23 protein-coding genes, 1 pseudogene and 1 riboswitch are annotated in these 24299 nt (G+C 38.1%); of the genes and pseudogenes, 9 read left to right on the forward strand and 15 right to left on the reverse strand.

The window, feature by feature from the left end:
* Positions 1-4 precede the first annotated feature (4 nt).
* The gene (locus tag ACG72T_RS05630; protein ID WP_395265245.1) at positions 5-1291 is read right to left on the reverse strand and encodes a 2-hydroxycarboxylate transporter family protein; all 1287 of its coding nucleotides are present in this window, start codon (positions 1289-1291) and stop codon (positions 5-7) included.
* A 45-nt stretch (positions 1292-1336) separates the two neighbouring features.
* Positions 1337-2485, reverse strand: a complete 1149-nt coding sequence (locus tag ACG72T_RS05635) for an NADP-dependent malic enzyme (RefSeq protein WP_395265173.1) — start codon at positions 2483-2485, stop codon at positions 1337-1339.
* Between the two features lie 173 nt (positions 2486-2658).
* Between ACG72T_RS05635 and ACG72T_RS05640 the strand changes: the two genes are divergently transcribed.
* Positions 2659-3603 (forward strand): sugar-binding transcriptional regulator, encoded by a 945-nt coding sequence (locus ACG72T_RS05640; protein ID WP_395265175.1) that lies wholly within the window; start codon positions 2659-2661, stop codon positions 3601-3603.
* Positions 3604-4316: 713 nt separating this feature from the next.
* Here the strand turns inward: ACG72T_RS05640 and brnQ are convergent.
* The 4 genes from brnQ to ACG72T_RS05660 form a co-directional block, all read right to left on the reverse strand.
* Positions 4317-5657, reverse strand: coding sequence for a branched-chain amino acid transport system II carrier protein (gene brnQ / locus ACG72T_RS05645; RefSeq protein WP_395265176.1), 1341 nt, complete (start codon positions 5655-5657; stop codon positions 4317-4319).
* A gap of 136 nt (positions 5658-5793) precedes the next feature.
* Positions 5794-6792 carry a glycoside hydrolase family 73 protein gene (locus ACG72T_RS05650; protein WP_395265177.1) on the reverse strand — a complete coding sequence of 333 codons (999 nt, stop codon included), beginning with the start codon at positions 6790-6792 and terminating at the stop codon, positions 5794-5796.
* A gap of 394 nt (positions 6793-7186) precedes the next feature.
* Entirely contained in the window at positions 7187-8764 is a 1578-nt protein-coding gene (locus ACG72T_RS05655) for a peptide chain release factor 3 (protein WP_395265178.1), read from the reverse strand.
* Between the two features lie 97 nt (positions 8765-8861).
* Positions 8862-10217 carry a hemolysin family protein gene (locus ACG72T_RS05660; protein ID WP_395265179.1) on the reverse strand — a complete coding sequence of 452 codons (1356 nt, stop codon included), beginning with the start codon at positions 10215-10217 and terminating at the stop codon, positions 8862-8864.
* Between the two features lie 129 nt (positions 10218-10346).
* On the opposite strand from ACG72T_RS05660, the gene ACG72T_RS05665 reads away from it, so the two are divergent.
* The 6 genes from ACG72T_RS05665 (at position 10347) to ACG72T_RS05690 (ending at position 15138) form a co-directional block, all read left to right on the forward strand.
* Positions 10347-10808 (forward strand): hypothetical protein, encoded by a 462-nt coding sequence (locus ACG72T_RS05665; RefSeq protein ID WP_395265180.1) that lies wholly within the window; start codon positions 10347-10349, stop codon positions 10806-10808.
* A gap of 256 nt (positions 10809-11064) precedes the next feature.
* On the forward strand, positions 11065-11859 hold the full coding sequence (locus ACG72T_RS05670; protein ID WP_395265181.1) for a homoserine O-succinyltransferase: 795 nt from the start codon (positions 11065-11067) through the stop codon (positions 11857-11859).
* 12 nt (positions 11860-11871) lie between these two features.
* On the forward strand, positions 11872-12795 hold the full coding sequence (gene cysK, locus ACG72T_RS05675) for a cysteine synthase A (protein ID WP_395265182.1): 924 nt from the start codon (positions 11872-11874) through the stop codon (positions 12793-12795).
* A gap of 78 nt (positions 12796-12873) precedes the next feature.
* Entirely contained in the window at positions 12874-13656 is a 783-nt protein-coding gene (locus tag ACG72T_RS05680) for a transporter substrate-binding domain-containing protein (protein ID WP_395265183.1), read from the forward strand.
* Positions 13657-13687: 31 nt separating this feature from the next.
* Positions 13688-14383, forward strand: a complete 696-nt coding sequence (locus ACG72T_RS05685; protein ID WP_395265184.1) for an amino acid ABC transporter permease — start codon at positions 13688-13690, stop codon at positions 14381-14383.
* On the forward strand, positions 14383-15138 hold the full coding sequence (locus ACG72T_RS05690) for an amino acid ABC transporter ATP-binding protein (protein ID WP_395265185.1): 756 nt from the start codon (positions 14383-14385) through the stop codon (positions 15136-15138). Before ACG72T_RS05685 ends, ACG72T_RS05690 begins: the two co-directional genes overlap by 1 nt.
* Before the next feature lie 22 nt (positions 15139-15160).
* Here the strand turns inward: ACG72T_RS05690 and ACG72T_RS05695 are convergent, their stop codons facing one another.
* The 3 genes from ACG72T_RS05695 to recX form a co-directional block, all read right to left on the reverse strand.
* Complete coding sequence (locus tag ACG72T_RS05695; RefSeq protein WP_395265186.1) at positions 15161-15556, reverse strand: hypothetical protein; 396 nt, start codon at positions 15554-15556, stop codon at positions 15161-15163.
* A 173-nt stretch (positions 15557-15729) separates the two neighbouring features.
* Positions 15730-16263 (reverse strand): DUF402 domain-containing protein, encoded by a 534-nt coding sequence (locus ACG72T_RS05700; RefSeq protein ID WP_395265187.1) that lies wholly within the window; start codon positions 16261-16263, stop codon positions 15730-15732.
* 1113 nt (positions 16264-17376) lie between these two features.
* Entirely contained in the window at positions 17377-18150 is a 774-nt protein-coding gene (gene recX, locus ACG72T_RS05705; protein WP_395265188.1) for a recombination regulator RecX, read from the reverse strand.
* Positions 18151-18217: 67 nt separating this feature from the next.
* On the opposite strand from recX, the gene rlmD reads away from it, so the two are divergent.
* Positions 18218-19600, forward strand: coding sequence for a 23S rRNA (uracil(1939)-C(5))-methyltransferase RlmD (rlmD, locus tag ACG72T_RS05710; RefSeq protein ID WP_395265189.1), 1383 nt, complete (start codon positions 18218-18220; stop codon positions 19598-19600).
* Positions 19601-19603: 3 nt separating this feature from the next.
* On the opposite strand, the gene ACG72T_RS05715 is transcribed toward rlmD, so the two are convergent.
* The 4 genes and pseudogenes from ACG72T_RS05715 to folB form a co-directional block, all read right to left on the reverse strand.
* Positions 19604-20095 (reverse strand): NUDIX domain-containing protein, encoded by a 492-nt coding sequence (locus tag ACG72T_RS05715; RefSeq protein ID WP_395265190.1) that lies wholly within the window; start codon positions 20093-20095, stop codon positions 19604-19606.
* Between the two features lie 14 nt (positions 20096-20109).
* Positions 20110-20937 (reverse strand): dihydropteroate synthase, encoded by an 828-nt coding sequence (folP, locus tag ACG72T_RS05720; protein WP_395265191.1) that lies wholly within the window; start codon positions 20935-20937, stop codon positions 20110-20112.
* A 17-nt stretch (positions 20938-20954) separates the two neighbouring features.
* Positions 20955-21999, reverse strand: a pseudogene (gene folE / locus ACG72T_RS05725) (GTP cyclohydrolase I FolE).
* Positions 22000-22001: 2 nt separating this feature from the next.
* On the reverse strand, positions 22002-22352 hold the full coding sequence (gene folB / locus ACG72T_RS05730; protein WP_395265193.1) for a dihydroneopterin aldolase: 351 nt from the start codon (positions 22350-22352) through the stop codon (positions 22002-22004).
* Between the two features lie 42 nt (positions 22353-22394).
* A riboswitch (ZMP/ZTP riboswitch) is annotated at positions 22395-22474 on the reverse strand.
* A gap of 231 nt (positions 22475-22705) precedes the next feature.
* Here folB and ACG72T_RS05735 point away from each other — a divergent pair.
* Positions 22706-22906, forward strand: a complete 201-nt coding sequence (locus ACG72T_RS05735; RefSeq protein WP_395265194.1) for a helix-turn-helix transcriptional regulator — start codon at positions 22706-22708, stop codon at positions 22904-22906.
* Between the two features lie 111 nt (positions 22907-23017).
* On the opposite strand, the gene ACG72T_RS05740 is transcribed toward ACG72T_RS05735, so the two are convergent.
* Positions 23018-23374 carry a VOC family protein gene (locus ACG72T_RS05740; protein ID WP_395265195.1) on the reverse strand — a complete coding sequence of 119 codons (357 nt, stop codon included), beginning with the start codon at positions 23372-23374 and terminating at the stop codon, positions 23018-23020.
* Positions 23364-24230 (reverse strand): DegV family protein, encoded by an 867-nt coding sequence (locus ACG72T_RS05745; RefSeq protein WP_395265196.1) that lies wholly within the window; start codon positions 24228-24230, stop codon positions 23364-23366. The genes ACG72T_RS05740 and ACG72T_RS05745 overlap by 11 nt, the downstream gene beginning before the upstream one ends.
* Positions 24231-24299 lie beyond the last annotated feature (69 nt).

Genomic DNA, 24299 nt, shown 5'->3' on the forward strand with positions numbered 1-24299 from the left:
GCCTCTAAGCAAAAATTCTCATTAGGAAAATTGAAAGTGTAACGGTGATGGCACCACCTAAACGAACCGCAACTTGGGCGAAAGGCATCAAGTTCATCCGATCACCAGCAGCTAGAATTGCTAAGGCACCTGTACCACCTTGTCCGGAACAGCAAGAAACAGCAATGGCTGTATCGACAGGATACATGTGCAAGAATTTAGCACTGAAGAACGCTGCTGCAACGATAGCCGTAACGGTAATAAAGATCGTCACTAACATTGGAATATTGGTAAAGACCGTGATCAATGACTTCCAAGGTGTCATCGCAACACCGACACCAAATAGCAATAATGGTGAGATACCAGCAACTGTCAAACTGTAAAGTGATTTTCCACCTTCTTGAACGGAATCAGGAATCCAGCCCAACATCTTTGCGACCATAACCACGATCAATAAAACGATTGGTGCAGGTAAATGGATAATTGAGTTAACGTAAACACCTAAGAGATAAAGTGTAATAGCTAAAATTCCAGAAACTAACATCTTAGTAATGTTAGCTGTATCTGACTTCGAAGAAAGACTGCCTAATTCATCAGAATCTCCATCGGATTCAACTAAACGACCGTTACCAGTCAAATTTGGTCTCCAAATACCGATTTGTCTAAGAATTCCTGCTTCAATAACGGCAACTAGGCTTCCCAACATAACACAAGGTAAAATTTGGGCGAAAATATTTTGTTGGCCCATTGAAATAATAGCGGCATAACCAAGTGACAATGGCAAAGCACCTTCACCAACACCACCAGCCATAATTGGTGCAACAACGAAGAAGTAAGCTTTATAAGCTGAAAGTCCTAATAACATTCCGACTCCCATACCAACTAATGGTCCAACAACTTCACAAATCAACAAAACAACGATGATCCGCATACTAGCTTGAATCAGAGTCTTCCGATTCATAGCTGAAATACTACCAACAATCAATAAAGCAATAAAAACGGCTAGAAAATTATTGTTGTTCATGAAACTAGTAACTACTTTAGTCGTACTCTTGGGTAACCAACTCATATAAACTAAAAATGATGGCAAAAATGTTACCACAAGAACCTTTCCACCTAAGGAATTAAGAATTGGGATATGCTTACCAATTTCCTCTAGTAGAAAAGAAAACAAGGTCATGATTCCGATAGCACCAATCATGTCGTTAGGCATTTGATTAGTCACAGTCAATAAAACATAAGCAATCAAGAGTAAAACGTACAATGGCATTGGAACTATTCCAATATTCAAAGCCATAAATTTTTGAAAGATATTTTTGTTCTGATCTTCATCAGGCATCGAATCAATTTTCATAATTTAATCCTCACTTCTCACAAAGTTTGTTACAGCGTCTGAAACTGTTTTAACAACATTTTTATCAAAAACTCTGGGAATAATTTTTTCGGGTGTTGGTTCAGCAATCATATTAGCCAAGCTTTCAGCCACACTAGCTTCAACTTCTGCACTGAAATGTTCCACGTGATTCTGCAACAAGCCTCTGAATAAGCCTGGGAAAGCCAAGATATTATTAACTTGGTTAGGATGTTGTGAACTACCTGTGGCAATAACTTTACTTCCTGCTGCCTTTGCCAAATCTGGTTCGATCTCGGGCTTGGGATTAGCTAGTGCAAAAATAATTCCATCATTCATCGAAGCAACCATTTCAGAAGTAACAATTCCACCTACGGACAAGCCAACGAAAGCGTCAGCTCCATTCATTGCTTCAGCCAATGTTTTAGCATCCGTTTGATAGTTGATCTTCTTCATCAATTCAAATTGATAACTATTCAAACTAGTTGCTTCACTATCAATGACACCTTTTTGATCAACTAAAATTAACTTCTTGATACCATATTTGTATAATAGTTCCGCAGTAGCTAAACCAGATGCTCCAACTCCGTTAATAACAACCTTTAGGTCCGACAAGTTTTTATTAACGACTTTAGCTGCATTGATCAAACCTGCCAAGACTACAATCGCTGTCCCCTCTTGATCATCATGATAAACGGGAATATCAAGTTTTTGAGCGAGCTTTCTTTCAATCTCAAAACACTTTGGTGCGGCAATGTCTTCCAAATGAATCCCGGCAAAACTCTTGCTGATGTTGACAATTGTTTGCACGAATTCATCCACATCAACTTGGTCGACTGCCAAAGGAATGGCATTTACATTGGCTAAACGTTTATAAAGCAAAGCCTTACCTTCAATCACAGGTAAACTTCCTTGGGGACCAATATTACCTAAGCCTAAAACTGCTGAACCGTCAGAAATGATTGCTACTAATTTTCCACTGACAGTATATTTTTGAGCAAGTTCATGGTCCTTCGCAATAATCTTACTGATCTCTGCGACCCCTGGCGTATACGCTTCGCCAAGTTCCTCCATAGTTGAAACCGGTAATTCTCCGTCAATTTGTAAAACGCCGGTATGAGCCTGATGTATTTTTTTGATTAATTCTTTGTCCATAAACGTCGCCCCTTTTTAAATTTTTAAAAATATCGCTTTATATTTAATATTTTTCAAAGCAAATGATACGCTTTTTTTCAAATATTGTAAATACTTTCACATATTTCACAAACTTTTAAAATTGAAATACCTATCCAAATAAGGTAACTTATATATATCAAAGGAGAGTCGCTATGCCACAGGAAGAAAGTACTTCATTATTAGTTGACCTGGCTCAGGACTATTATTTAAACCATTTGAACCTTGGCGATATTGCAAAAAAATACAATATCAGCCGTTACAAAATTTCAAAATATTTAACTGAAGCGGTCGACAAAAAGATTGTTACAATTAGTATAAGTTCACCTTTTTCACGAAGTAACGATTTGGAAAATCGTCTCAAGACCCATTTCCCTAATCCCAACTTTTATGTTTTAAAAAATACCGAAGATATTGCACATGAGAACGATCGGTTTTATTCATTCGCAGCAAAATATCTTCAAGATTTAATTGAGGGCAAAAAAATAATCGGTCTCACCTGGGGAGACACGATTTATAATGTGATCGATTCATTTCAAAGTACTGCCAAAGACAATATGGTCTTCACCCAATTTATCGGTGAAAACGGAAAGCATAACTCTTTGGCTGGTACTATGCGGATGGTTCAAAAAGTTGCAACCCGTTATAACGGAAAGTATCTTACGATCGACGCCCCACTTTATATCGTCAATGAAGATGTCAGACGATTATTAGCCTTGGAGCCAGCCATTAAGCCGAGTTTAGCTACAGCTAAACAATTGGATCTAATTTTCACTAGTGTGGGGACATTAGATTCGATCAACAGTATCGACTCTTGGAATACGAGCAAAGATGTTCTGTTTCCCAAAGTTAATCCCAATTCTATTGCGGCACTGGTTTATGGTCGGCCAATCGACAAAGACGGTCATCAACTGATTAGACCGGAAGATGACAAGGTTTTTGGGATAACTCTTGCTCAAGTTCTAGAAGTTCCCACTCGAGTTGGTATTGTTAATGATAAGTTTAAGTCATCGGCGCTAAAGGCTGCTCTATTGGGGGATTATTTCACTGATATTATTTTGAATGAACCCACTGCTAACAAGATTTTATCCGAACTATAATCTTGATTGGTGTGGAGTAGTATGGTGGATGGTTCACTGCCGGCTTCCGTTCGGCTCCGAGGGGTCTGGAACGCCATGGGCATCGCTTTGAACCAATTGAAGTGCGCAATTGTTTCAAAGTCGAGCCTTGTTCTAAGTGCGCTTCGCCCACTAAGAACAATTTCATGGCTTAGACCCCTCAGAGCTCTCACTACAGCCTAGAATATTAAAACATGTTTGGATATCCCTCAAGTGAACAAGTTCAAGGGCAATAGCAAGTTCAAAGGCTAAAGATTAAGGTCAAGAACTTAAAACTTTAAAAGATAAAATGAATTAATGCCTTTAAATGAACTAATATCTTTAATAGAAATTAAAAAAATGTATTGAATTGATATAAAAATAAGTCAATTCAATACATTTTTTTGTCTTGCTTTTTATCTTTTGCTCTTAAGCACCAAGGTTTTCCAGCTTCCACTCCTACCAAGCTAAATAAGGAACGTAGGATTCATATATATATCACAAAAAAATAAAATATGCAGTAACCCTAGTCAGGAGCGGAAGTTCTGGGGGATATCAGTGGTGAAATTTTACTTAATTGGCGGTTTTTGCCAATTTAGTAAAAGGTCGAGCTTGAAGACCGTCAGCTTGCTGAGGGGTTCCAAGTCGGCCCACCACGTTCCATATCCCCCAGAACTGGAGCGGATGACGGCAGTGAACCCATTACCCTGTATACTTCAAAACTCCCCCTTAGAAAACTTACTAATTACCACTCCAATAATCAGTCCAATTAACGCTGGAACAACCCAGCCTAAACTCATAGTGGCTAATGGCAAATGATTATTCCACAACAAAACTTGATGAACTAGATTGTTGCTGTGCAAGTTCTTAGGTAGAGCGTTGATACCGGCAAATAATGCGGGCACAACGGTAAATAATGCTGTCAGGCCAAAAACTACTTTAGACTCACCAACTATTGGTTTCATAACTGCAATCAATATCAAAATCATTGCCATTGGATAGAGGAACATCAACACGGGTGTTGAATAATTGATCAATTTTGTTAAGCCGATATTGGCTACTAAAAATGACAAGCCGGTGGCTACAGTTAAAACTATCTGATAATTAAATTTGGGAAACATTTCGGTAGCTGTTTCTCCAAAGGCTGAAGCTAAGCCTATTGAGGTTTTTAAACAAGCAATGATTGCAATTAATGCCAACAGAACGCTTCCGAATGAACCGAAGTAATAGTGGAATACTTGCGCCAAGGTGATTCCTCCATTGGCAGCCAGTGGTAGTTTATTGACGCTCATTGTTCCAATCAAGGCTAAAAAGGTATAGATTACTCCCATCAAAATTACGCTGATCAAACCAGATTTAATCGTATCTTTTGCAATCTGACTAGGATTTTTTACTCCTAATGACTTAATCGTATCGATCACTACTACGCCAAAAGCTAATGAAGCTAAGGCGTCCATCGTATTATACCCTTCGGTAAAACCTGTCAGTACTGGATTATTGGCGTACTGTCCTTGTGGCAATGAGTTAAGATTCCCCATCGGTTTGACAAAAGCGGCTACAACTAAAATTCCTAACAAAATTAAGAAGATCGGCGTTAACCACTTACCGACATAAGTCATCAACTTGCTTGGTTTCCTCGCTAAGAGAAAAGTAATTAAGAAAAAGATTGCCGAAAAGATCAAGAGCACAAAATTCTGTTGTTTTGGGGCAACAAAAGGAGCAATACCTAATTGAAATGAGATTGTAGCTAATCGAGGAATCGCAAATAATGGTCCCATAGTTAAGTACAATAAAATTGTAAAGACATAAGCAAATGGTCGGTTAACTTTTCCAGCCAAATCAAAGACACTATTACTACCCGTCAATCCCATACTGGCGACACCTAGTAGCGGTAAACCGACTCCCGTGATCAAAAGACCAATGATGGCTAATAAAACATTGCTTCCTGCTTGTTGACCTAAAAAGACTGGAAAAATTAAATTACCAGCTCCAAAGAAAAGTCCAAAGAGCATGGAGCCAATAAAAAATAGATTTTTCCAAGTTAATTTTTCATTCATGTATATTTCTCTCTCATTCAAAAAAAGTCCATCTAATAATAATAAGGGAGTCCGTAAAATTGAACAACTATTTTTACAAAAAAAATACGCACTTCCAAAGATTGGAAAATGCGCATCTCTCATTTCTTAAAAAATATTAAGCTAAATATGTGTCTTCAACCCATTCGTTTGTAGCAACACGGTAGTATGTGTGACCATTGTAAGATCTTGTTTGATCAGTATACCAAGGTGTGTTGTTAGCTAAACCACGGTTAGCAACATCTTTAGCTGAACCATCACTACCAAAAGCTACCAACTTAACATATCCAGCGTTTGGATTATTAACTTTGATAACATTGTTGTTAGTTTGTGATCCACCATTTGTTTCAGCATTGCCATCGTATTGAGTCAAATTGTAAGTTTGAATCAAGTTGTTCAATGATGAAGCATAGTTAGGTGCTGTAGCATATCTACCTTGCAACCAAGCAGTAGCATCTTTATAAGACTTAGTATTTTCTACCCAAGTCCCCTTGTAGTAACTTGAATCCCATGAAACGCCGTTACGCAACTTATCACCGTTATCAGCAAATGATTCATAGTAACTAGGATACTTTCTGAAGTTAGCATAAATCGTGTACCAACCTTGAGTTGAACTCCATTCTGAAGTTGGCATTGTAACGTAGGCACCGTTATAGTCACCCTTAATACCAAATAAGTTATGTCCTTGTGTAGCTAGAGTTGATGTACCCCATCCACTTTCAAGAATAGCTTGTGCCAACATAACTGATGTATATAAGCCATATTGTGAAGCAGCTTTTTGAGCCATTGGAACGGCTTGATTCAAAAAGGCTTGTTGTTGAGCTGAAGTTGCACCAGTAGCGGCTTGAATAATTGCAGAAGTGTTTAAAGCATTGTTAACTGACTCACTAGCAGCTTGCACAGTTGCTGAGTTAGCAACAGTAGTATCAGCTTTTTTAACTTGAGAACCAGCGATGACTGTATTATTGTCTTGAGATTTATTATTCACTTGTTCGGTACTTGAAGTTGCCGGAGAATCAGCGTCATTAGTTGTTGCAGCTGACACTACGGATGGTGTAGCGGTTGCAGCTAGAGTACCAAGTACTAAAGCACTTGTTAATAGATTTTTTTTAGACATAGAATAGTTTCCCCTTAATAAATAATCTAGTTATAGACTACTATTTAAAAAAAGCACTTTCAATAAAACCTGGAAATTGTAACAAGAATTAAACATTCGAAAATAAATTGTAATTTTTTGTTGCTTGACATTAAGAATTTCTTAAGATTCTAAAGTTTTCTAAATATTTAAACAGCCAAAAAAGTCCATATTGAATATTTTTTAACAAAATAAACAATTTATCGGCAACGAACGTAAGCTAAATAAACGGTAGTAATTACTTCTTTTCAATTCCAACAAGCCCCTAACTGCTTGTTTACCGGTTTTATTGAGTGTGATTTCGCCTCCTTTTTTCGTGAGCTTTTACACTACCACTAAAATTTTACAATAAAAAAAACCGCCATTCAGCGATTTCCTATAATTTTGAAGTTAACTTAACATCTGGATATTTGTTGGCAAACCAATTTTCCGCAAACTTGTTTTCAAATAAGAATAAAGGATTATCATCCATATCTTTAACCAACATATTACGAGTCGATGACATTGATTGATCCAATTGTTCAGGATCGACCCAACGTGCAATTCGTGAACCGATCGGCTTCATCACGACGTCACAATTATATTCGTTCTTCATTCTAAATTGGAAGACTTCAAATTGCAGTTGACCAACAGCACCTAAGATATAGTCATTAGTTGTATATTTCTTATAAAGTTGAACGGCACCTTCTTGTACCAATTGTTGCATCCCTTTATGGAATGACTTCTGTTTCATGACATTCTTAGCTTGAACTTCCATAAACATTTCAGGCGTAAATTGTGGTAAGTCTTCAAATTGAACTGCTTTCTTACCTGTATAAATCGTATCGCCAATCTGGAAATTACCAGTATCGTACAAACCAACAATATCACCGGCTACAGCTGTTTTAACGGTTTCTCTTTGGTCTGACATAAATTCAGTAGCGTTATTCAAACGCATTACCTTACCAGTTCTTTGTAAAGTAACATCCATGCCGCGAACGAATTCGCCAGAACAAATTCTAACAAAAGCAATTCTATCTCGATGATTAGGATTCATATTAGCTTGAATTTTAAAGACAAAGGCTGAGAACTCTGGATCATCAGGTTTAACGACTTCTTCACTGTCTTTTTGCTTATGTTCACTAGGAGCTGGCGCCATGTCCAAGAAAGTATTCAAGAAGGTTTCGACACCAAAATTAGTCAAGGCTGAGCCGAAGAAAACTGGTGTTTGATCACCAGCTTGAATTTTACTCAAATCAAACTTATTACCGGCTTCTTTAATCAGATCAACTTCACCCAAAGCTTGTTCATAGACACCCTCATCCTTGATTGGATTATCTTCTGCCAATTGTCCTTCATCATCTAATGGCAAGAAACGATCATCACCATCTTTACGATAAAATTCCAAGCGGTTGTTATGAATATCATATAAACCTTTGAGTTCCTTACCCATACCGATAGGCCAATTCATAGCACAGCCTTCGATATTGAGCAATTCTTCTAGTTCAGCGATCAAATCAAGCGGGTCACGACCATCACGGTCCAATTTATTCATAAAAGTAAAAATAGGAATGCCACGTTTTTTAACAACTTTGAATAATTTCTTAGTCTGAGGCTCGATACCTTTAGCTGAGTCAATGACCATGACTGCGGCATCAACTGCCATCAAAGTCCGATAAGTATCTTCTGAGAAATCCTCATGTCCTGGGGTATCCAAGATATTAATATCTTTATTTCGATAGTGAAATTGCATCACAGAACTCGTTACAGAAATACCACGTTTCTTTTCGATTTCCATCCAGTCACTGGTAGCAAATTGACCTGACTTTTTAGCTTTAACCGTACCAGCAGAACGAATAACTCCACCAAAGTAAAGCATTTGTTCAGTAATTGTTGTTTTACCAGCATCCGGGTGAGAGATGATGGCGAAGGTTCTACGTTTGTTAACTTCTTGCTCTAATTGTTTTTGATCCATTTTGAACCGTTGTGCTCCTTTTTCAATCTATATTAAGTTGGCCTTTTTAACCAAGAATATTTATAACCTTATTTCCTCGAAAAAAAAGAAATACACTTTAGTATTTCTTCTTGTACATGTTAGTAGTTACATTTTTAAGCTTACTATCAGGGACTGTCACGATCACATTTTCAATTCTTGAACCGTTCAGCTCCCCAGAAGTCAAGACAATTCCATCATTTAATGTAAACGACTGCGGATGTCTAGCGTCGGGAATTTCACCGAGGTTCATAATCAAGTAACCAGCAATCGTATCCACATCTTCAACGTGAATGTCTTCTTCAAATAATTCATCAAAATCTTCAATTGTCATCAAACCAACGACCGAGAATTTATTTGAACCTAATCGTTGGAAATTCTTTGTGACGGGATCGTACTCGTCGTCGATTTCACCAACAATCTCTTCTAAGACATCTTCGATTGTTGCTAAACCAACGATTCCCCCATACTCGTCCACGACCATTGCAATCTGAGTCTGCGTACTGCGCATCTTTAATAATAAACTATCGATGCTAGTAGCTTCAGGAACGAAGAGTGGTTCTTTCATGATCGAATTCAAATTGATCTTGTCAAAGCCGACTTCACGCGAACGTTTCAACAAATCTTTGATATGAACGATTCCGATGACATTATCTTTGTCACCACCATAAACGGGAATTCTCGAATAAGGCTGACTTAGAATCTCATCGATATTGTCATCAACTGGTTCGTTAATATCGATCATAAAAGTATCCGTTCTTGGCACCATGATCTCTCGAGCGGTTTTATCACTAAAACTGATAATTCCTTGCAACATCTGATATTCATCCGAATTGATCGTTCCATTGTTGCGGGACTTTTTCAAAGTTGCAATCATCTCATTACGAGTAATTGAACTGTGCTCTTGGTCAAAATTGATCGGGGTTATTTTCATCAGTCCATTATTTAATTTATCCATTAACCACACAAAAGGTTTCAAAAACCAGTTGGCAAAACTGATAAATGGTTGCGTAAAACTAGCAACTTGAAACGGGCGTTGTAACGCTATCCTCTTCGGATATAAATCACCTAAAACCAGTGTTATAAACGACAAAACAATCGTTATGATAATCACAGCAATCTCACGGCTACCTTGAAAATCCCCAATCAATTTTTCGGTACCTGCACTCAAACTCATTGCTGCACTAGCAGATGATAAGAATCCTGCCACCGTTATAGCGACCTGAATCGCTGACAAATACTTATTTGGCTCACTGATGATCTTTAGAACCTTCTTGGCTCTGCGATTACCATCCTTTGCCTTTTCCTCGACTGACGTCTTATTGAGAGAAACAATCGCCATCTCACCAGCCGCAAAAAAAGCATTTAATATTGTCAAAACAATAATTAAAATCAGCTGTCCGGAAAGCGACGCTCCAGAAGAGTCACCACTCATTTAACTCGCACTCTCTTTCGTATGTAAACTTAAATATAAACAAAACAATTATAACAGGTGTTAATGTATTCAACAATAAACGTTTTTAATGATAGAATAAGACTATCAGTATACAGGGAGTAATCAAAAATGTCTAACAAAAAAATTGCTGTGATCTACGTCTTCTTCTTTATCATCCCATATATTCTCTGCTTATCGATTATTGGGGTTGCATATAACTCTTTGGTCCTACATGCAATTACCTGGCGCATCGTCGTAGGCGGAATTGTAGGTGCTTTTGGTATGTTTGCAGTCAAGGTTATAGCTCAGCGTCCAGTTTTGATCATGTATCGTTCCTCGACTGGTAAAGTGTTAAAAGAGCTGCTCAACTTCTTTATTTTGGAACGGAGCAAAGTTGTTATCGGCGCTAATCTCTTAGTCGACTTCTGTCTCTCAATTGCAAGTATTTATTTGGTTGCCAAGTTTATACCGTTAACAGTTATTTTGGGTCGGACATTGGGATGGCTAGTTTTATTACTCGTAATTTCTTTGACTTTAGCCTCATATATGGAGTTCGAATCACTGTCTATTTACAATGAAAAAAAGAAATAATGCTTGACTTATTAATTTAATAATTGTAAATTTGAGACAACTTAATTGCAGGAGGAATTAGACATGTTGAATTTTAATCAATCACAAGTTGAATCATGTTGTTGTGTAGTAATGAACGAACATTACTATACTTTTTCAGCATGTCTAATCCCACTCAATTGATAATCAAGTAGTTAAACCTAAATTTATCAAGCGAAGTTGACATTAGTCAGCTTCGCTTTTTTTTGTGTTTAGACCACTTAGAAAGGAGTTACTTGTGGAACCTCTTAAAATCGGTATCTTGAATCTGATGCAAAACAAATTGGAAACTATCGATAACTTCCAGTCTTTGTTCGATGATTCAGTTGAATTACATTTTTACTACTCGGCCACTCGTTACGTGAACCGGCATCTCTCATCTGACATCACTGAACAAATGTCACCACTTGATTTAAATGATCTATCAACACTCGATGGTTTTATCGTTACTGGCAGTCCGGTGGAAAAGCTCGCCTTTCCTCAAGTTTCTTACTTTGATGAAATCAATCAGCTTTTAGATAAGCTCGACGAGTTAAACATCCCGCAACTATACGTCTGTTGGGGCGCCATGGCTGCCCTTAATCATTTTTATAAAATAGACAAACGAATTTTACCGCATAAAACATTTGGCATTTTTCAAAACCAAATTCTTTCTCAGTCACCGCTATTAACAAACATCAGTAATAACTTCCCAGCTCCACACGCTCGTTTTGCGGAAATGGATCATCAACAAATCATCGAAGAGCCTAACTTGGAAATATCTGCTGTCAGTAACAACGGCTTGTTAACTTTAGTGGAAGCCAAGAAGCGACATCAAGCTTTTATCTTTTCACATTTGGAATACCAACGAAATGGTTTAGATAATGAATATCATCGTGAACTTAAAAGTCCTAAAGTTAAGCATCCTTTTGCAGCTGCCAATTATTACTCGCCATTAGATCATCGGCCACTCTTTAGTTGGCAGTCAACTCAAAGGGCCTTTTATCAAAACTGGTTACAGACCGTGACTGAACATAAATTAACTACTTGCTAAGGAGAAATTATCATGACTAAAATTGCAAACAATATTACCGAACTAATCGGACAGACACCGCTGGTTAAGCTAAATCACGTTGTACCAGAAGACGCTGCTGACGTATATGTGAAATTAGAATTCTTTAATCCTGGCGGTTCAATCAAAGACCGCATTGCTCTATCCATGATTGAAGCCGCCGAAAAAGCTGGCAAGATCAAGCCGGGAGATACGCTAGTTGAACCCACTTCAGGAAATACAGGCATCGGCTTATCACTGGTTGCTGCGGCTAAAGGTTATCATTTGATTATCACGATGCCTGAAACAATGAGCATCGAACGGCGTAAATTGATGCAAGGGTACGGAACTGAATTGATCCTCACACCAGGTTCAGCGGGTATGAAAGGAGCAATTCAAAAGGCCACTGATTTAGCAAATGAAAATGGCTATTTCATGCCCATGCAGTTTCAAAATCCTGCCAATCCTCAAATCCATGAATTGACGACTGGTCAAGAGATCATCAACGCCTTTGGTGAAACCCCAGTCGATGGCTTTATTGCTGGAGTTGGTACAGGCGGTACCCTTTCTGGTGTTAGCCATGCTCTAAGAAAAGCATATCCTAATATTAAAGTCTATGCTTTGGAGGCAGCGGAATCACCACTACTCAAGGATGGCAAGACTGGTGCCCACAAGATTCAAGGTATCAGTGCGGGATTCATTCCCGATACTCTCGATCAAAAGGCTTACTCCAATATAATAGAAGTAACTAGTGAACAAGCTATCCAAATGGCTCAAACTGTCAGTCAAAAAGAAGGCTTTCTACCAGGGATTTCCAGTGGAGCTAATATCTTTGGAGCTATCGAACTAGCTAAAGAACTAAAAAAAGGTCAAACAGTTGTTACTGTGGCCCCAGATAATGGCGAAAGATATCTTTCAACTGATTTATTTAAGTTTTAGGAGACATATTCTTTCTAACAATCTTTAATTTATGCGAAAATAGACAATGGTAATTTTTTTAAGGGGGATTTATAAAAAATGAAAAAGCGAATTGCTTTAATCTTAACAACACTTGCAGCACTTATCTTGGTCTTAACAGGTTGCTCAAGTAATAAAGCTTCAAGCGACACTAAGACTGACGGTACGTTAACAATTGGACTTGAGGGTACTTATGCTCCATATTCATACCGTGATGATGGTCAATTGAAAGGTTTTGAAGTTGACCTAGGCAAAGATATTGCTAAGAAATTAGGCCTCAAAGCTAAATTTGTCCCAACTAAGTGGGATTCATTGATTGCTGGTTTGAACTCAAACACCTTTGATGTTGTGCTAAACAACGTGGCGGAAAATCCATCACGTCAGAAACATTATATTTTCTCAACACCTTACATTTACTCAAAATCAGTTATCATCACTAAAGATGGTACAGGTATTAACTCCGTCGACGATATCAAAGGCAAGAAGATTGCGGCTGGTACTGGGACAGATAATTACAACCATGCCGAAAAGTTCGGTGCTAAAGTAGTGCCTGCTGCTGATTTCCAAACTGACATGTCAATGATCGACGAAGGACGTGTCGCCGGTGCCTTTAACTCAAAGGAAGCTTTCTTATATTGGAAGAAGAGTCACAAGAGTACTGATTTGAAGTACATCACTATTCCTGATAGCAAACTAGCTCCATCAAAGATTGCTCCTATCTATAATAAGAAGTCAACTCACTTACGTGGCCGTGTAAATAAGGCTATCAAAGAACTTTATAAAGATGGTACAATGAAGAAACTTTCCATCAAGTACTTTGGTGAGGATATTACTAAAAAATAATCGTTAACTCATTAAGGAGGGTTTTTAATTCATGTGGCATATCATCATAACGTCATTACCAGAAATGCTTTCGGCGATGATTCAATATACAATTCCATTAGCCGTCATTTCTTTTATCTTTGGTTTGATCTTAGCCGTATTGACTGCTCTTATCAAATTCATTCAACCAAGCGAAAATAAATTGATCAAGTATCCTTGGATGGTTTTGCGGGCAATTGCTGACTTCTACGTCTGGCTTTTCCGTTCTACTCCACTCTTGGTTCAACTGTTCATCATCTTCTTTGGTTTACCAAATGCCGGTATCCAACTAGCGCCATTCTTAGCAGCTACGATTGGTTTCTCTTTAAATACTGGTGCCTATGCATCAGAAACGATTCGTTCTGCTTTGATGTCAGTTCCTCAGGATCAGTGGGATGCTGCTTTTACATTGAATTTCACGACTAGACAAACATTGATGAAGATCGTGTTGCCACAAGCAGTTAGAATCGCTTTACCTCCACTATCCAATTCCTTTATCGGTTTAGTCAAAGATACTTCTTTGGCCAGTTCCATTACGATTCTGGAAATGTTCCAAGTCAGTCAACAGATCACTGCGAAGAACTTCCAGCCACTGTTGATGTATTCTTTAGCCGCCTTCTTGTATGCCATCATTTGTTCACTTCTCACGCTCTTACAACATTACCTAGAACGTCGTACTTCAAAATACGTTAAAGGAAGTGAAGCTTAATGATTTCATTAAAGAATGTCGTTAAAAAATACAATGGCAAGTCAGTTCTCAAAAATATTTCGGTTGACTTCCCTGATGGCAAAACAACTGTAATCTTGGGACCATCTGGTTCTGGTAAATCAACTTTGTTGCGTTCACTAGATCTCTTAGTTCGACCAGAAAGTGGCACTTTGAGTTTTGAGGACTTGAACTTAGATTACGCTAAACCAGTTTCTAAAAAATTGAGTTTTGATATTCGTAAGAAAACTAGCATGGTTTTCCAAAATTGGAACTTATTCCCTAACTTAACGGTTCTGCAAAATATCACAACCGCACCGCTAACCGTCCTCAAGGCTCCGAAAGCTGAAACAGAGGCCAAGGCAAAGAAACTTTTGCAACAAGTCGGTTTGGCTGAATACGCTGATCGTTATCCTAGCCAGCTATCCGGTGGACAACAACAGCGGATCTCCATCTGTCGAGCTTTGGCAATGGACCCTGAATATATTTTATTAGACGAACCAACTAGTGCCCTCGATCCTGAGCTAGAAACGCAAGTCTTGTTAATTCTGGAAGAATTAAGTAAGATGGACCAGTCGATGATCATCGTTACCCACAATATGCAATTTGCACGATCAGTTGCCGATAAAATTGTCTTTGTGGAAGACGGAGAGATCCTCTTTGAAGGCACACCAGATGAATTTTTCAATCATCCAACCACTAGAATTAGAGATTTCCTTTCAGGAATAACTTTTGATGATAGTACGATCACTAAGTAACTAAAAAAATCCAGCCAACAATTTAACGTTGACTGGATTTTTTGGTGCTGATCAAGAAAAATAACAAGATAATAATTGCCAATGGTAACAGCAAACGCACCATTTCAGACAAGATACTAAATCCTACTAGTCCGACAAAAATTACAAATAGAAACGGTCCAAAACCTAATTCAGCTCGAAAACTGATTACCATATTTTGAACCACCGCATTGCTCTGAATCAAAATCACTAAAAACAAAACTAACCAAATGTTATACCCCAATGCCGACCATGGTTGAGTGGCCAATTTAATGACGAATGCTAAGGTAATTGCCAGATAAGGCACAAAGCCCTTGTCTTTTGACTTCATGCGCGTGTCGCACGCCATCATCAAGGCAACCACGAGTAGCAGGTTAGACAATAAATTATCAATAATCACAATAATTCCCCTTTATTAAAGTCTACCTATTAGTATAACAAGCGACTTTTCCAAGAAATTATTTCTATAGAAAATTTAATTACTTTAAAACATTTTTAGTATACTAATAATTTCGTGAAAATATAAATAAAAAAAAGACCACCTTTGCGGCAGCCTTCTAGGATATAGCAATCCTAATGGTGTGACAGTTCCTTATATCTTTGCATCCAAAGATCAATATAAGCCTGTGAAAACGGCCCTTTACCCTTATCGATCCAATCAATTAAAACGTCGACATTATAATGTAAAATTGTGTCTATTTCTGGTGGATAATTCCACAATTTACTGTGTGCAGCGTATTCATCCACATCCAGCAAGCGCTTCTCCCCATCAGGGAAAACCTTAACATCTAAATCGTAATCAATATATTTGATGGCCTCTTTGTCCAAAGCAAATGGTGTCGCCAAATTGCAGTAATACGAAACCCCGCTGTCTCTTATCATAGCCACGATATTGAACCAATATTTCTTATGAAAGTAGACTAAAGCGGGTTCTCGAGTTACCCAACGACGCCCATCGGCTTCAGTGACAAGAGTATTCTCATTACAACCAATAATTTCGTTCTCACTTGTCTTTAGCACCATTGTTTCACGCCAAGTACGATGTAAATGACCATCATGCTTATAACTCTGGATTGCTACGTAATCCCCTTCTTTAGGAATCTGCATAACATACCAGCTTTCTCTAATACCTAATTCTTATCCAAAAAAATTATAACAGAGCTGTGAAACTAATAAAAGCTATCTTGAGGTTTATTTAGTTTTAAAATTTTTGTGGGGATGGTGTGGAGGCGGTGGTTTTGGTTCACTGCCGTCATCCGCTCCAGTTCTGGGGGATATGGAACGTGGTGGGCCGACTTGGAGCCAAGAAAACCGCTTGTCTTCAAGCTCGACCTTTTACTAAATTGGCATGGTTCGCCAATTAAGTAAAATTTCACCACTGATATCCCCCAGAACTTCCGCTCCTGACTAGGGCCTCTGCATATTTTTTTGTTAATGATATATATGAGGACTCTACATTTTTGACTGTGCTTGGTAGGAGTGGAAGCTGGAAAGCCTTGGTGCTTAAGGGCAAAAGATAAAGGGCAAGACAAAAAAATGTATTGAATTGACTTATTTTTATATCAACTCAATACATTATTTAATTTCTATCAAAGGTATTAATTCATTTTAAGGCACCAGCTAATTTTATCTTTTAGGATTTAAGTTTTTGACTCTAATCTTTAGCCTTTAAACTTGCTTTATCTCTTGAACTTGTTCACTTGAGGGTTAACCAAACATGTTTTAATCCTCTAGGCTGTAGTGAGAGCTCTGAGGGGTCTCAGCCATGAAATTGTTCTTAGTGGGCGAAGCGCACTTAGAACAAGGCTCGACTTTGAAACAATTGCGAACTTCAATTGGTTCAAAGCGATGCCCATGGCGTTCCAGACCCCTCAGAGCCGAACGCAAGCCGGCAGTGAACCATCCACCAAACCATTTAAAATCATCAGTTCATTTTGCTTTTAGGCTTTTAAGTTTTTGACCTTTATATTTTGCTCTTGAACTTGTTCCCTTGAGGGATATCCAAACATGTTTTAACACCCCAGGCTGTAGTGAGAGCTCTGAGGGGTCTCAGCCATGAAATTGTTCTTAGTGGGCGAAGCGCACTTAGAACAAGGCTCGACTTTGAAACAATTGCGAACTTCAATTGGTTCAAAGCGATGCCCATGGCGTTCCAGACCCCTCAGAGCAGAACGTAAGCCGGCAGTGAACCACCCACCAACCAATCAACAATTAAATTCTTTATTTTTCCGAAGAACTAAGAACCTTTTTGATTTCATCAAAATGATAACCTTTGGTCATTAAATAATTAATCAATTTGGCTGGTGTATCATAACGATGCTGAACTTTTTCGACTAACTTGCGTAACTTGGCCAATTCTTCGTCCTCATCTGGCTCCAAATCCAAGCTCTTGATTGCTGCCTCTATCGTTTCATTATCAAAGCCCTTTTGATAAAGGCTCTGGCGAATTTTCGTCAGCATTTGTTTGAATGAAGCTCTTTTTTGTTTTCGGGCTTGTTTCATGGCAAAGTCGGTCGCATTTTCTAATAAGGTATCAGGATTGATCTCAAAGATCTTGTCTTGAATGATGTTTTCGGGGACGCCTTTTTGATGTAATTTTTGCTCAATGATTTTGGGCCCATTAGCCGTTGTTCGTAATTGAGTGTTGATGAAACTAGTTGCGTAACTTGCGTCATCTAAATAATGCAAATCTTCTAGGCGTGCAATTACCTCGTCAACTGCATCACGATGATATTCTTTCTTATATAAGTATTCTTTGATTTCTTTTTTGGTCCGAAGTTGATAGCTTAAATAATTGACGGCATCGCCATAAGCTTTGTTGACGTTCTCGTGGTCTTTGATTTCTTTGATTTGTTGGTCAGTTAATTCGACATCGTTCATCAATCTGAATTCAATCAAAGTCGCCTCAGCAACTGGAAACGCATATTTACCATCAAGATAAACGTTATAACGTCCCTTACGTTTCTGAGCTTGGATTTTCGTTACTTTTGCCAATATAGATTACCTCACCATGTTATACTCTAATATGAGTTTATCGCAAAAACATTCAAAGGAAAAATTTATGACTACAAATAATATTACGCAAGAACTAAAAGTCGGTGACCGTTTTCCACTGACAATTAAACGAATCGGTATCAATGGTGAGGGAATTGGCTTTTTCAAACATGTGATTGTCTTCGTCCCTCAAGCAGTTCCAGAAGATGTGATTGTCTGTGAAATTACTGATGTCCACGACAGGTTTTTGAACGGTCGCATTCACAAAATCAGAAAAGCTAGTCCTTATCGCAATCCAGAAACACCTAAATTGGCTAATGAGGTTGGGGGCTTAGAATTCGCTCACATTAAATACGAGGATCAGCTGAACTTCAAAGCTGACATTTTACGAGAATCTTTGGCTAAATATAAGCCTTATGCTTTCGATAAATATTTAATTAAGCCGACGGTTGGCTCGGTTCAACAAGAAAAATATCGGAATAAGGCTCAATTTCCAATTCAAGAAATCGATGGTGAAATTCGCTGTGGACTGTACAAAACTGGTACTCAAGAATTAGTTAACTTGACAGAAATGCCCACACAAATGGATTTGACGATGCAAGCTATGCGAAAAATCGTCCAATTGATCAAAGACTTAGAAATCCCTGTTTTCAATCCTGAGACTAAATCAGGTATCTTGAGCATGATCGTTATTCGCGAGTCTGTGGAATTCAATCAATTACAAGTCACCTTTATCACCCGCTCACCAAAATTCATCAAACAGCGCCAATTACTGGAACGGATTCAAGCACAGATCCCAGAAGTAAGCTCTATCTCTCAAAATATCAACAAAGAAGACAAAGCCGGTGTTTGGGGCGAGACAACAAAGCTTTTGTGGGGTGAAAAATATCTTCAAGAAGATATCAATGGCTACATTTTCAACTTTTCACCACGGGCTTTCTTACAACTGAATTCTCTACAAACTGATAAATTGTACGACTTAGTTACAAAAGCTTTGGAACCCAATGCCTCTGATGTTTTACTGGATGCTTACTGTGGAGTTGGAACGATTGGTATCATCATGGCTGACAAAGTGAAGCAAATTTATGGAATTGAAATCATCCCCGAAGCTATTGAAGATGCTAAGGAAAATGCCAAGTTGAATCAGGTTGAAAATGCGGATTACTTTGTTGGTTCAACTGATGAAATCTATCCTCAATTGCTCAATGATGGTAAAAATATCAATGCCATCGTCGTTGATCCGCCTCGAACTGGCTTAGATGGTAAACTTTTAACCGCTTTGAACCGCCATCCTGTTAATAAGCTGGTTTACGTCTCATGTAATCCTTCAACGTTGGCCAAAGATTTGGTGACTTTGACTAAGGAATACCGGGTCGTTTATCTCCAACCAGTTGATATGTTCCCTCAAACGCCACACGTTGAAACTGTGGTCAAGTTAATCAGACGTTAAACTTTAAAAGTACTTCCAAAACTCTTCCGGAGCATTTGACTTTTCAAGCCAAAAATTAGGCAGTTCGCCTGGAGTTTCTCGTATCAACGTCCCCTCAATCTGATAACGAAAGTCAATATGCTCATGGACTGGTTGTTGTTTTTTCGGATTAGCTGGAATACGAATCAAGTTTACATCCACCAATTCTATCTTTGATATGTCTTTGATGTTATAACCCGTTTCTTCTGTCAATTCACGAAGAACAGTTTGCAACGGCGTTTCGAATGGCTCAACATGTCCTGCCGGTAACAAGGATTTTTTCAAATAAGGATGTTCGACAAACAAAACTTTTTGGTTATGTTTAATAACACAACTTGCTGAAAGATGAATCAAATTATTATTCGATCGTAACAGTTTAGGCTGCCAAAATCGTAATGATGATTTGATTTTTTTTATGCGATCGGTCTCAGCCAAACTATCCGTTTCGGTCAGTAAATCATTAACTAATTGTTCCATTGATCTTCTCCAAACTAAATTTTGTAACACTTCATAATGTCTAATAATAATTTCGTTTCCCGTGAATTGTGGACCCGTAAAATTCGCCCTCCGTCTTGAATCATCAAACATTCTAAGATGAGAGTCGGTATGAGCCGTTCTTTTTCAGCGACTTGAAAGAGTTTACTGAGAAAGCCCTTTTGAGAAATGGCAATCATCACTGGCATATTAAGTTTGGCTAACTTCTTGGTCATTTCTACTCGTAAAAGGTTCTCTTTTACTTGATGGCTAGTCGAAAAGCCAACTCCAGGGTCGATTGCGATTTGTGCAGTTGTTAAGCCAGCTTGCAGTAATTGAGTTTGTTTTTGCTTGAAAAAAGCCATTTGATCTTCCAACAAATTGGTTGTATCCCGGCCATTATTCATCACCACGACGCTTGGTTGAAATTGTTCAATGATACTTAACTTCTCAGTCGTTTCAAAGCCCTTGATATCATTAATAATATCGACTTTGAATTTGGATAAGACTGTTCTCATTACCACCGAGTCAGTCGTATCAACAGCTACGATTGCTTGTGGAAACTCTTGTTTAACAGCTTTGAGGATCGGAGAAATCCGTCGCAATTCTTCAGTTGCACCGATTTCTTGAAAATTCGGTCTGGTAGATTTGCCGCCGATCTCAATTACTTGAGCACCATTGGCTAAATCTTGCGACACCTGTGTCAAAACTGCGGCTAAGTCAGGATACTTATTGCCGTCAAAAAAAGAATCCGGGGTGCAGTTGATGATTGAATAAATAATGGGTTCATCAGTTAAATCAAAATCAAATCGCTTTCCCACCCAATGTAAGACTTGCTGCTCCAAAATAATTTCCACCTATCTTATAGAGTTTGTAAAAACTCAAATCTTTTCGTACTGTCATCATCAAAGATACCCCGATAAAAGGAAGTTCTGGTCACGGCGTGATTCTTTTTAACCCCGCGCATTTCAACACACATGTGACGTGCATCAACGACGACAGCCACCCCCAATGGATCAAGAATCTCTTCTAAAATAATAGCGGTATCTCGAGTAATGTTTTCTTGAACACTCAATCTTTTGGAAACAAAATCGATCAGTCGAGGAATCTTGCTAAGTCCAATAATGCGTCCATTTTGGGGAATGTAGGCGACATTGGCTGTACCAAAGAATGGCAACATGTGATGTTCACACATAGAATAAAAAGGTATATCTTTGATCAAAATCATTTGTGAATTACTAGTTTTCTCAGTATTAAAAATCTTATAGTCCGTAAATTGGCTTTGGCCTTGATAAGTTAAAATTTCACGATACATCTTAGCTACTCGAGCTGGGGTTTCTAACAGTCCTTCACGCTCAGGGTCATCGCCGGTTGCTTTAATGATGTTTTTTACTGAAGTCTCGATATCACTTTCCAATTATCATATCTTCCTTTTTAGTTATTTCTTGATCGGTGTGAAGCAATTTTCGGGTTTGTTTGACCAAATAATCATGCTGATAAAAATTGGCCGGAGATATCTCTAGCATTGGTATTAAGACAAACAACCGTTGACCAATTTCTCGATGAGGAACCGTCAATTGCTTACTTGCAATTTTTACTTGATCAAAATATAAAATATCGAGGTCGATAGTCCGTGGACCCCAATGAATAACTCGCTTTCGATGTAATTTTTGTTCGATTCGGTGGATCAATTGCAATAATTCCGTCGCAGAATAGGTCGTTTGTAAACCGATAACCAGATTCAAAAAATTATTCTGCTCAATCCCGCCGACAGGTGAAGTCTCATAAACTGACGAAATGGCTGTAATCTCAATCTTTATATCATCTTTCAGCAGTGAAATTGCTGCTTCTAAATTACCTACCCGATCGGCCAAATTACTGCCTAAACTTAAATAGACTTCATGCATCACTATCCCTCCATCTCAACTTCTACACTGTCAAAAATCCCATCGATTGGCACTGCCAACTTACGAAGCTTGACTTTTACCTTGGTAATCTTACTTTGGTCTAAAGCCTTTATCTGCGCAATGATTGTTTGAACTAACGTTTCAATCAAGTCAACTCGGCTTGCTTGAACGACTTTTTCGACCGTCAGATAAAACTGCCCGTAACTGAGCGTATTATTGAGGTCATCATCTAAAGGAACTTCTTTTAATTCAACTGACAAATCAATTTCCAGGTTTTGTCCCAATTGTTTTTCAGCGGCATAAACTCCAATGTGGGAATGGAATTTCATATTATTTATCTTGATTCGATACATGTTAGCTCCTTTATTTACGATACAAAAAAGGCACCTCGCTAATTGAGGTGCCCAGACGGTCGACGATTTCAGGCTATATTCCCTTGTAGTCAATTCTACATCCGTCAGTTATATAGCTATGACTTAAAATTAACAAAGAAGTTTATTATCGTCAAGTCATAATACTTGAAATAATCAATCGAAAATTTGAGTTTTTTATTTAAAATTTTATTATCTAAAACTATTTTGAATTTGTTTTTTTAAGAAATTAATTTATGAAAGCTAAAAATATTTAGCTCTGTCAATTCTTTGATATTTAGTCAGGTTGGCTTTACACTTAAAACCATAGACAAGATAGAAATCAGGTATTCAAGATGATCAAAAATCGTGTCAAAGAACTACGAGCTGAGTATCACTATTCGCAACAACAGCTAGCACAATTAGTTCACGTCTCGCGCCAAACAATTGTATCGATCGAAAATAGTCGCTCGCAGCCAACACTTGAACTGAGCTTCAAGCTAGCAAAAGTTTTCCACAGAACCATTGAAGAAGTATTTTTATACGAAGAAAACTAGCCAACCAAATAAGCCCCTTAGTCTGGATACAAACAAACTAAGGGGCTTTTAATATGGTCAAAATTTTTTAAATTACTCAAAATCAAGTCTCAATCTAACAACAAGATACCTTTACTCAGCTGCTTTAGCGAGGACGAAATAATTGCCCTCTGGATCTTGAAAATTAAAGGTCAAAACACCATTAACTTCAGTAATTTCACCCGCACTTAAAATTTCGTCGTGTAAGCGGTCAAAATCACTTGAGAAAAACATCAATGAAGGAACATTTTCCGAAACTTCTGGCGAATAGATTCTAATATAGTCCCGTGGAAAAATCGACAGTTCTACTTCTGACGAAATCCCAACGATGACATTTTGATAACCACCATTCAATGTTTGGCGTGCAACCACCGTGGCGTTAAACTCATCGGTCCAAAATGCCACACTCATATCAACATCGTCGACATAAATCATAATTCTAGTTTTCATTGATTAAATCCCTATCCCAAACGACACCCAACGTCTTTTCTCCAGTATGAACACTGATAGCTGGTCCTAAATGACTCGTAGAAACCCGTGCTTTTGGAAATGCTGTTTGAAAATCAGTGGCCCATTTTTCAAGCATCTCACGATTATTTGAGTCCACGATCGTGATATGAACTGGCCAATCTGGGTGTACGTCTGTATATTTTTGAATTTCAAGTTGAATTTTGTGAAATGCTCGATGCATGGTTCTCTCTTTAGCAATCGCATAAATTTTACCATCTTCAAAAGTCAATAATGGCTTAACATCTAGTAGACTGCCAATAACTGCTGAACGATTGCTCAAACGCCCTGTCCGGGACAAATGCTTTAAATCATCGACTGCAAAATAAACTTGAGTCGAATCACGTTGAACTTTTAACTTCTCTACGATCTCATCGGGATCAAGGCCCTTTTGAGCCATCGATCCGGCCAGCATAACTAAATCTGCTTCAGCTGCACTAGCTGCCATTGAATCAAATGGATAGATCTTAGCCTTATCATAGTCTTTTACAAACATCCGCAAATTATCCATAAACGAAGTGATTCCTAAAGATAAATGAATCGAGATAATAGCTTCGTAACCTTGGGCAACTAAACGATCATACGCCTCTTGAATTTGTCCCATCGAAACCTGTGCGGTAGTTGGTAACTCCGGTTCGGTCCGCAAATAGTCGAAGAACTTGGTATCAGATAACTCTTCGGTCTCTTTGTACTGCTTGTCTCCTAAAATAACGGTAATTGGTAAAACAGTAATATTATATTTCTCGATTTGTTCTGGTGTTAAATAAGATGCCGTATCAGTAACTACTGCTGTCTTCATCGATCTCTCCTCTTCATACCACATTGTGGTCGCTCATGCTTATAATAATAACATTTTATTGAAATTATT

The sequence above is a fragment of the Companilactobacillus sp. FL22-1 genome, from assembly GCF_043951805.1.
Lineage (GTDB): Bacteria > Bacillota > Bacilli > Lactobacillales > Lactobacillaceae > Companilactobacillus.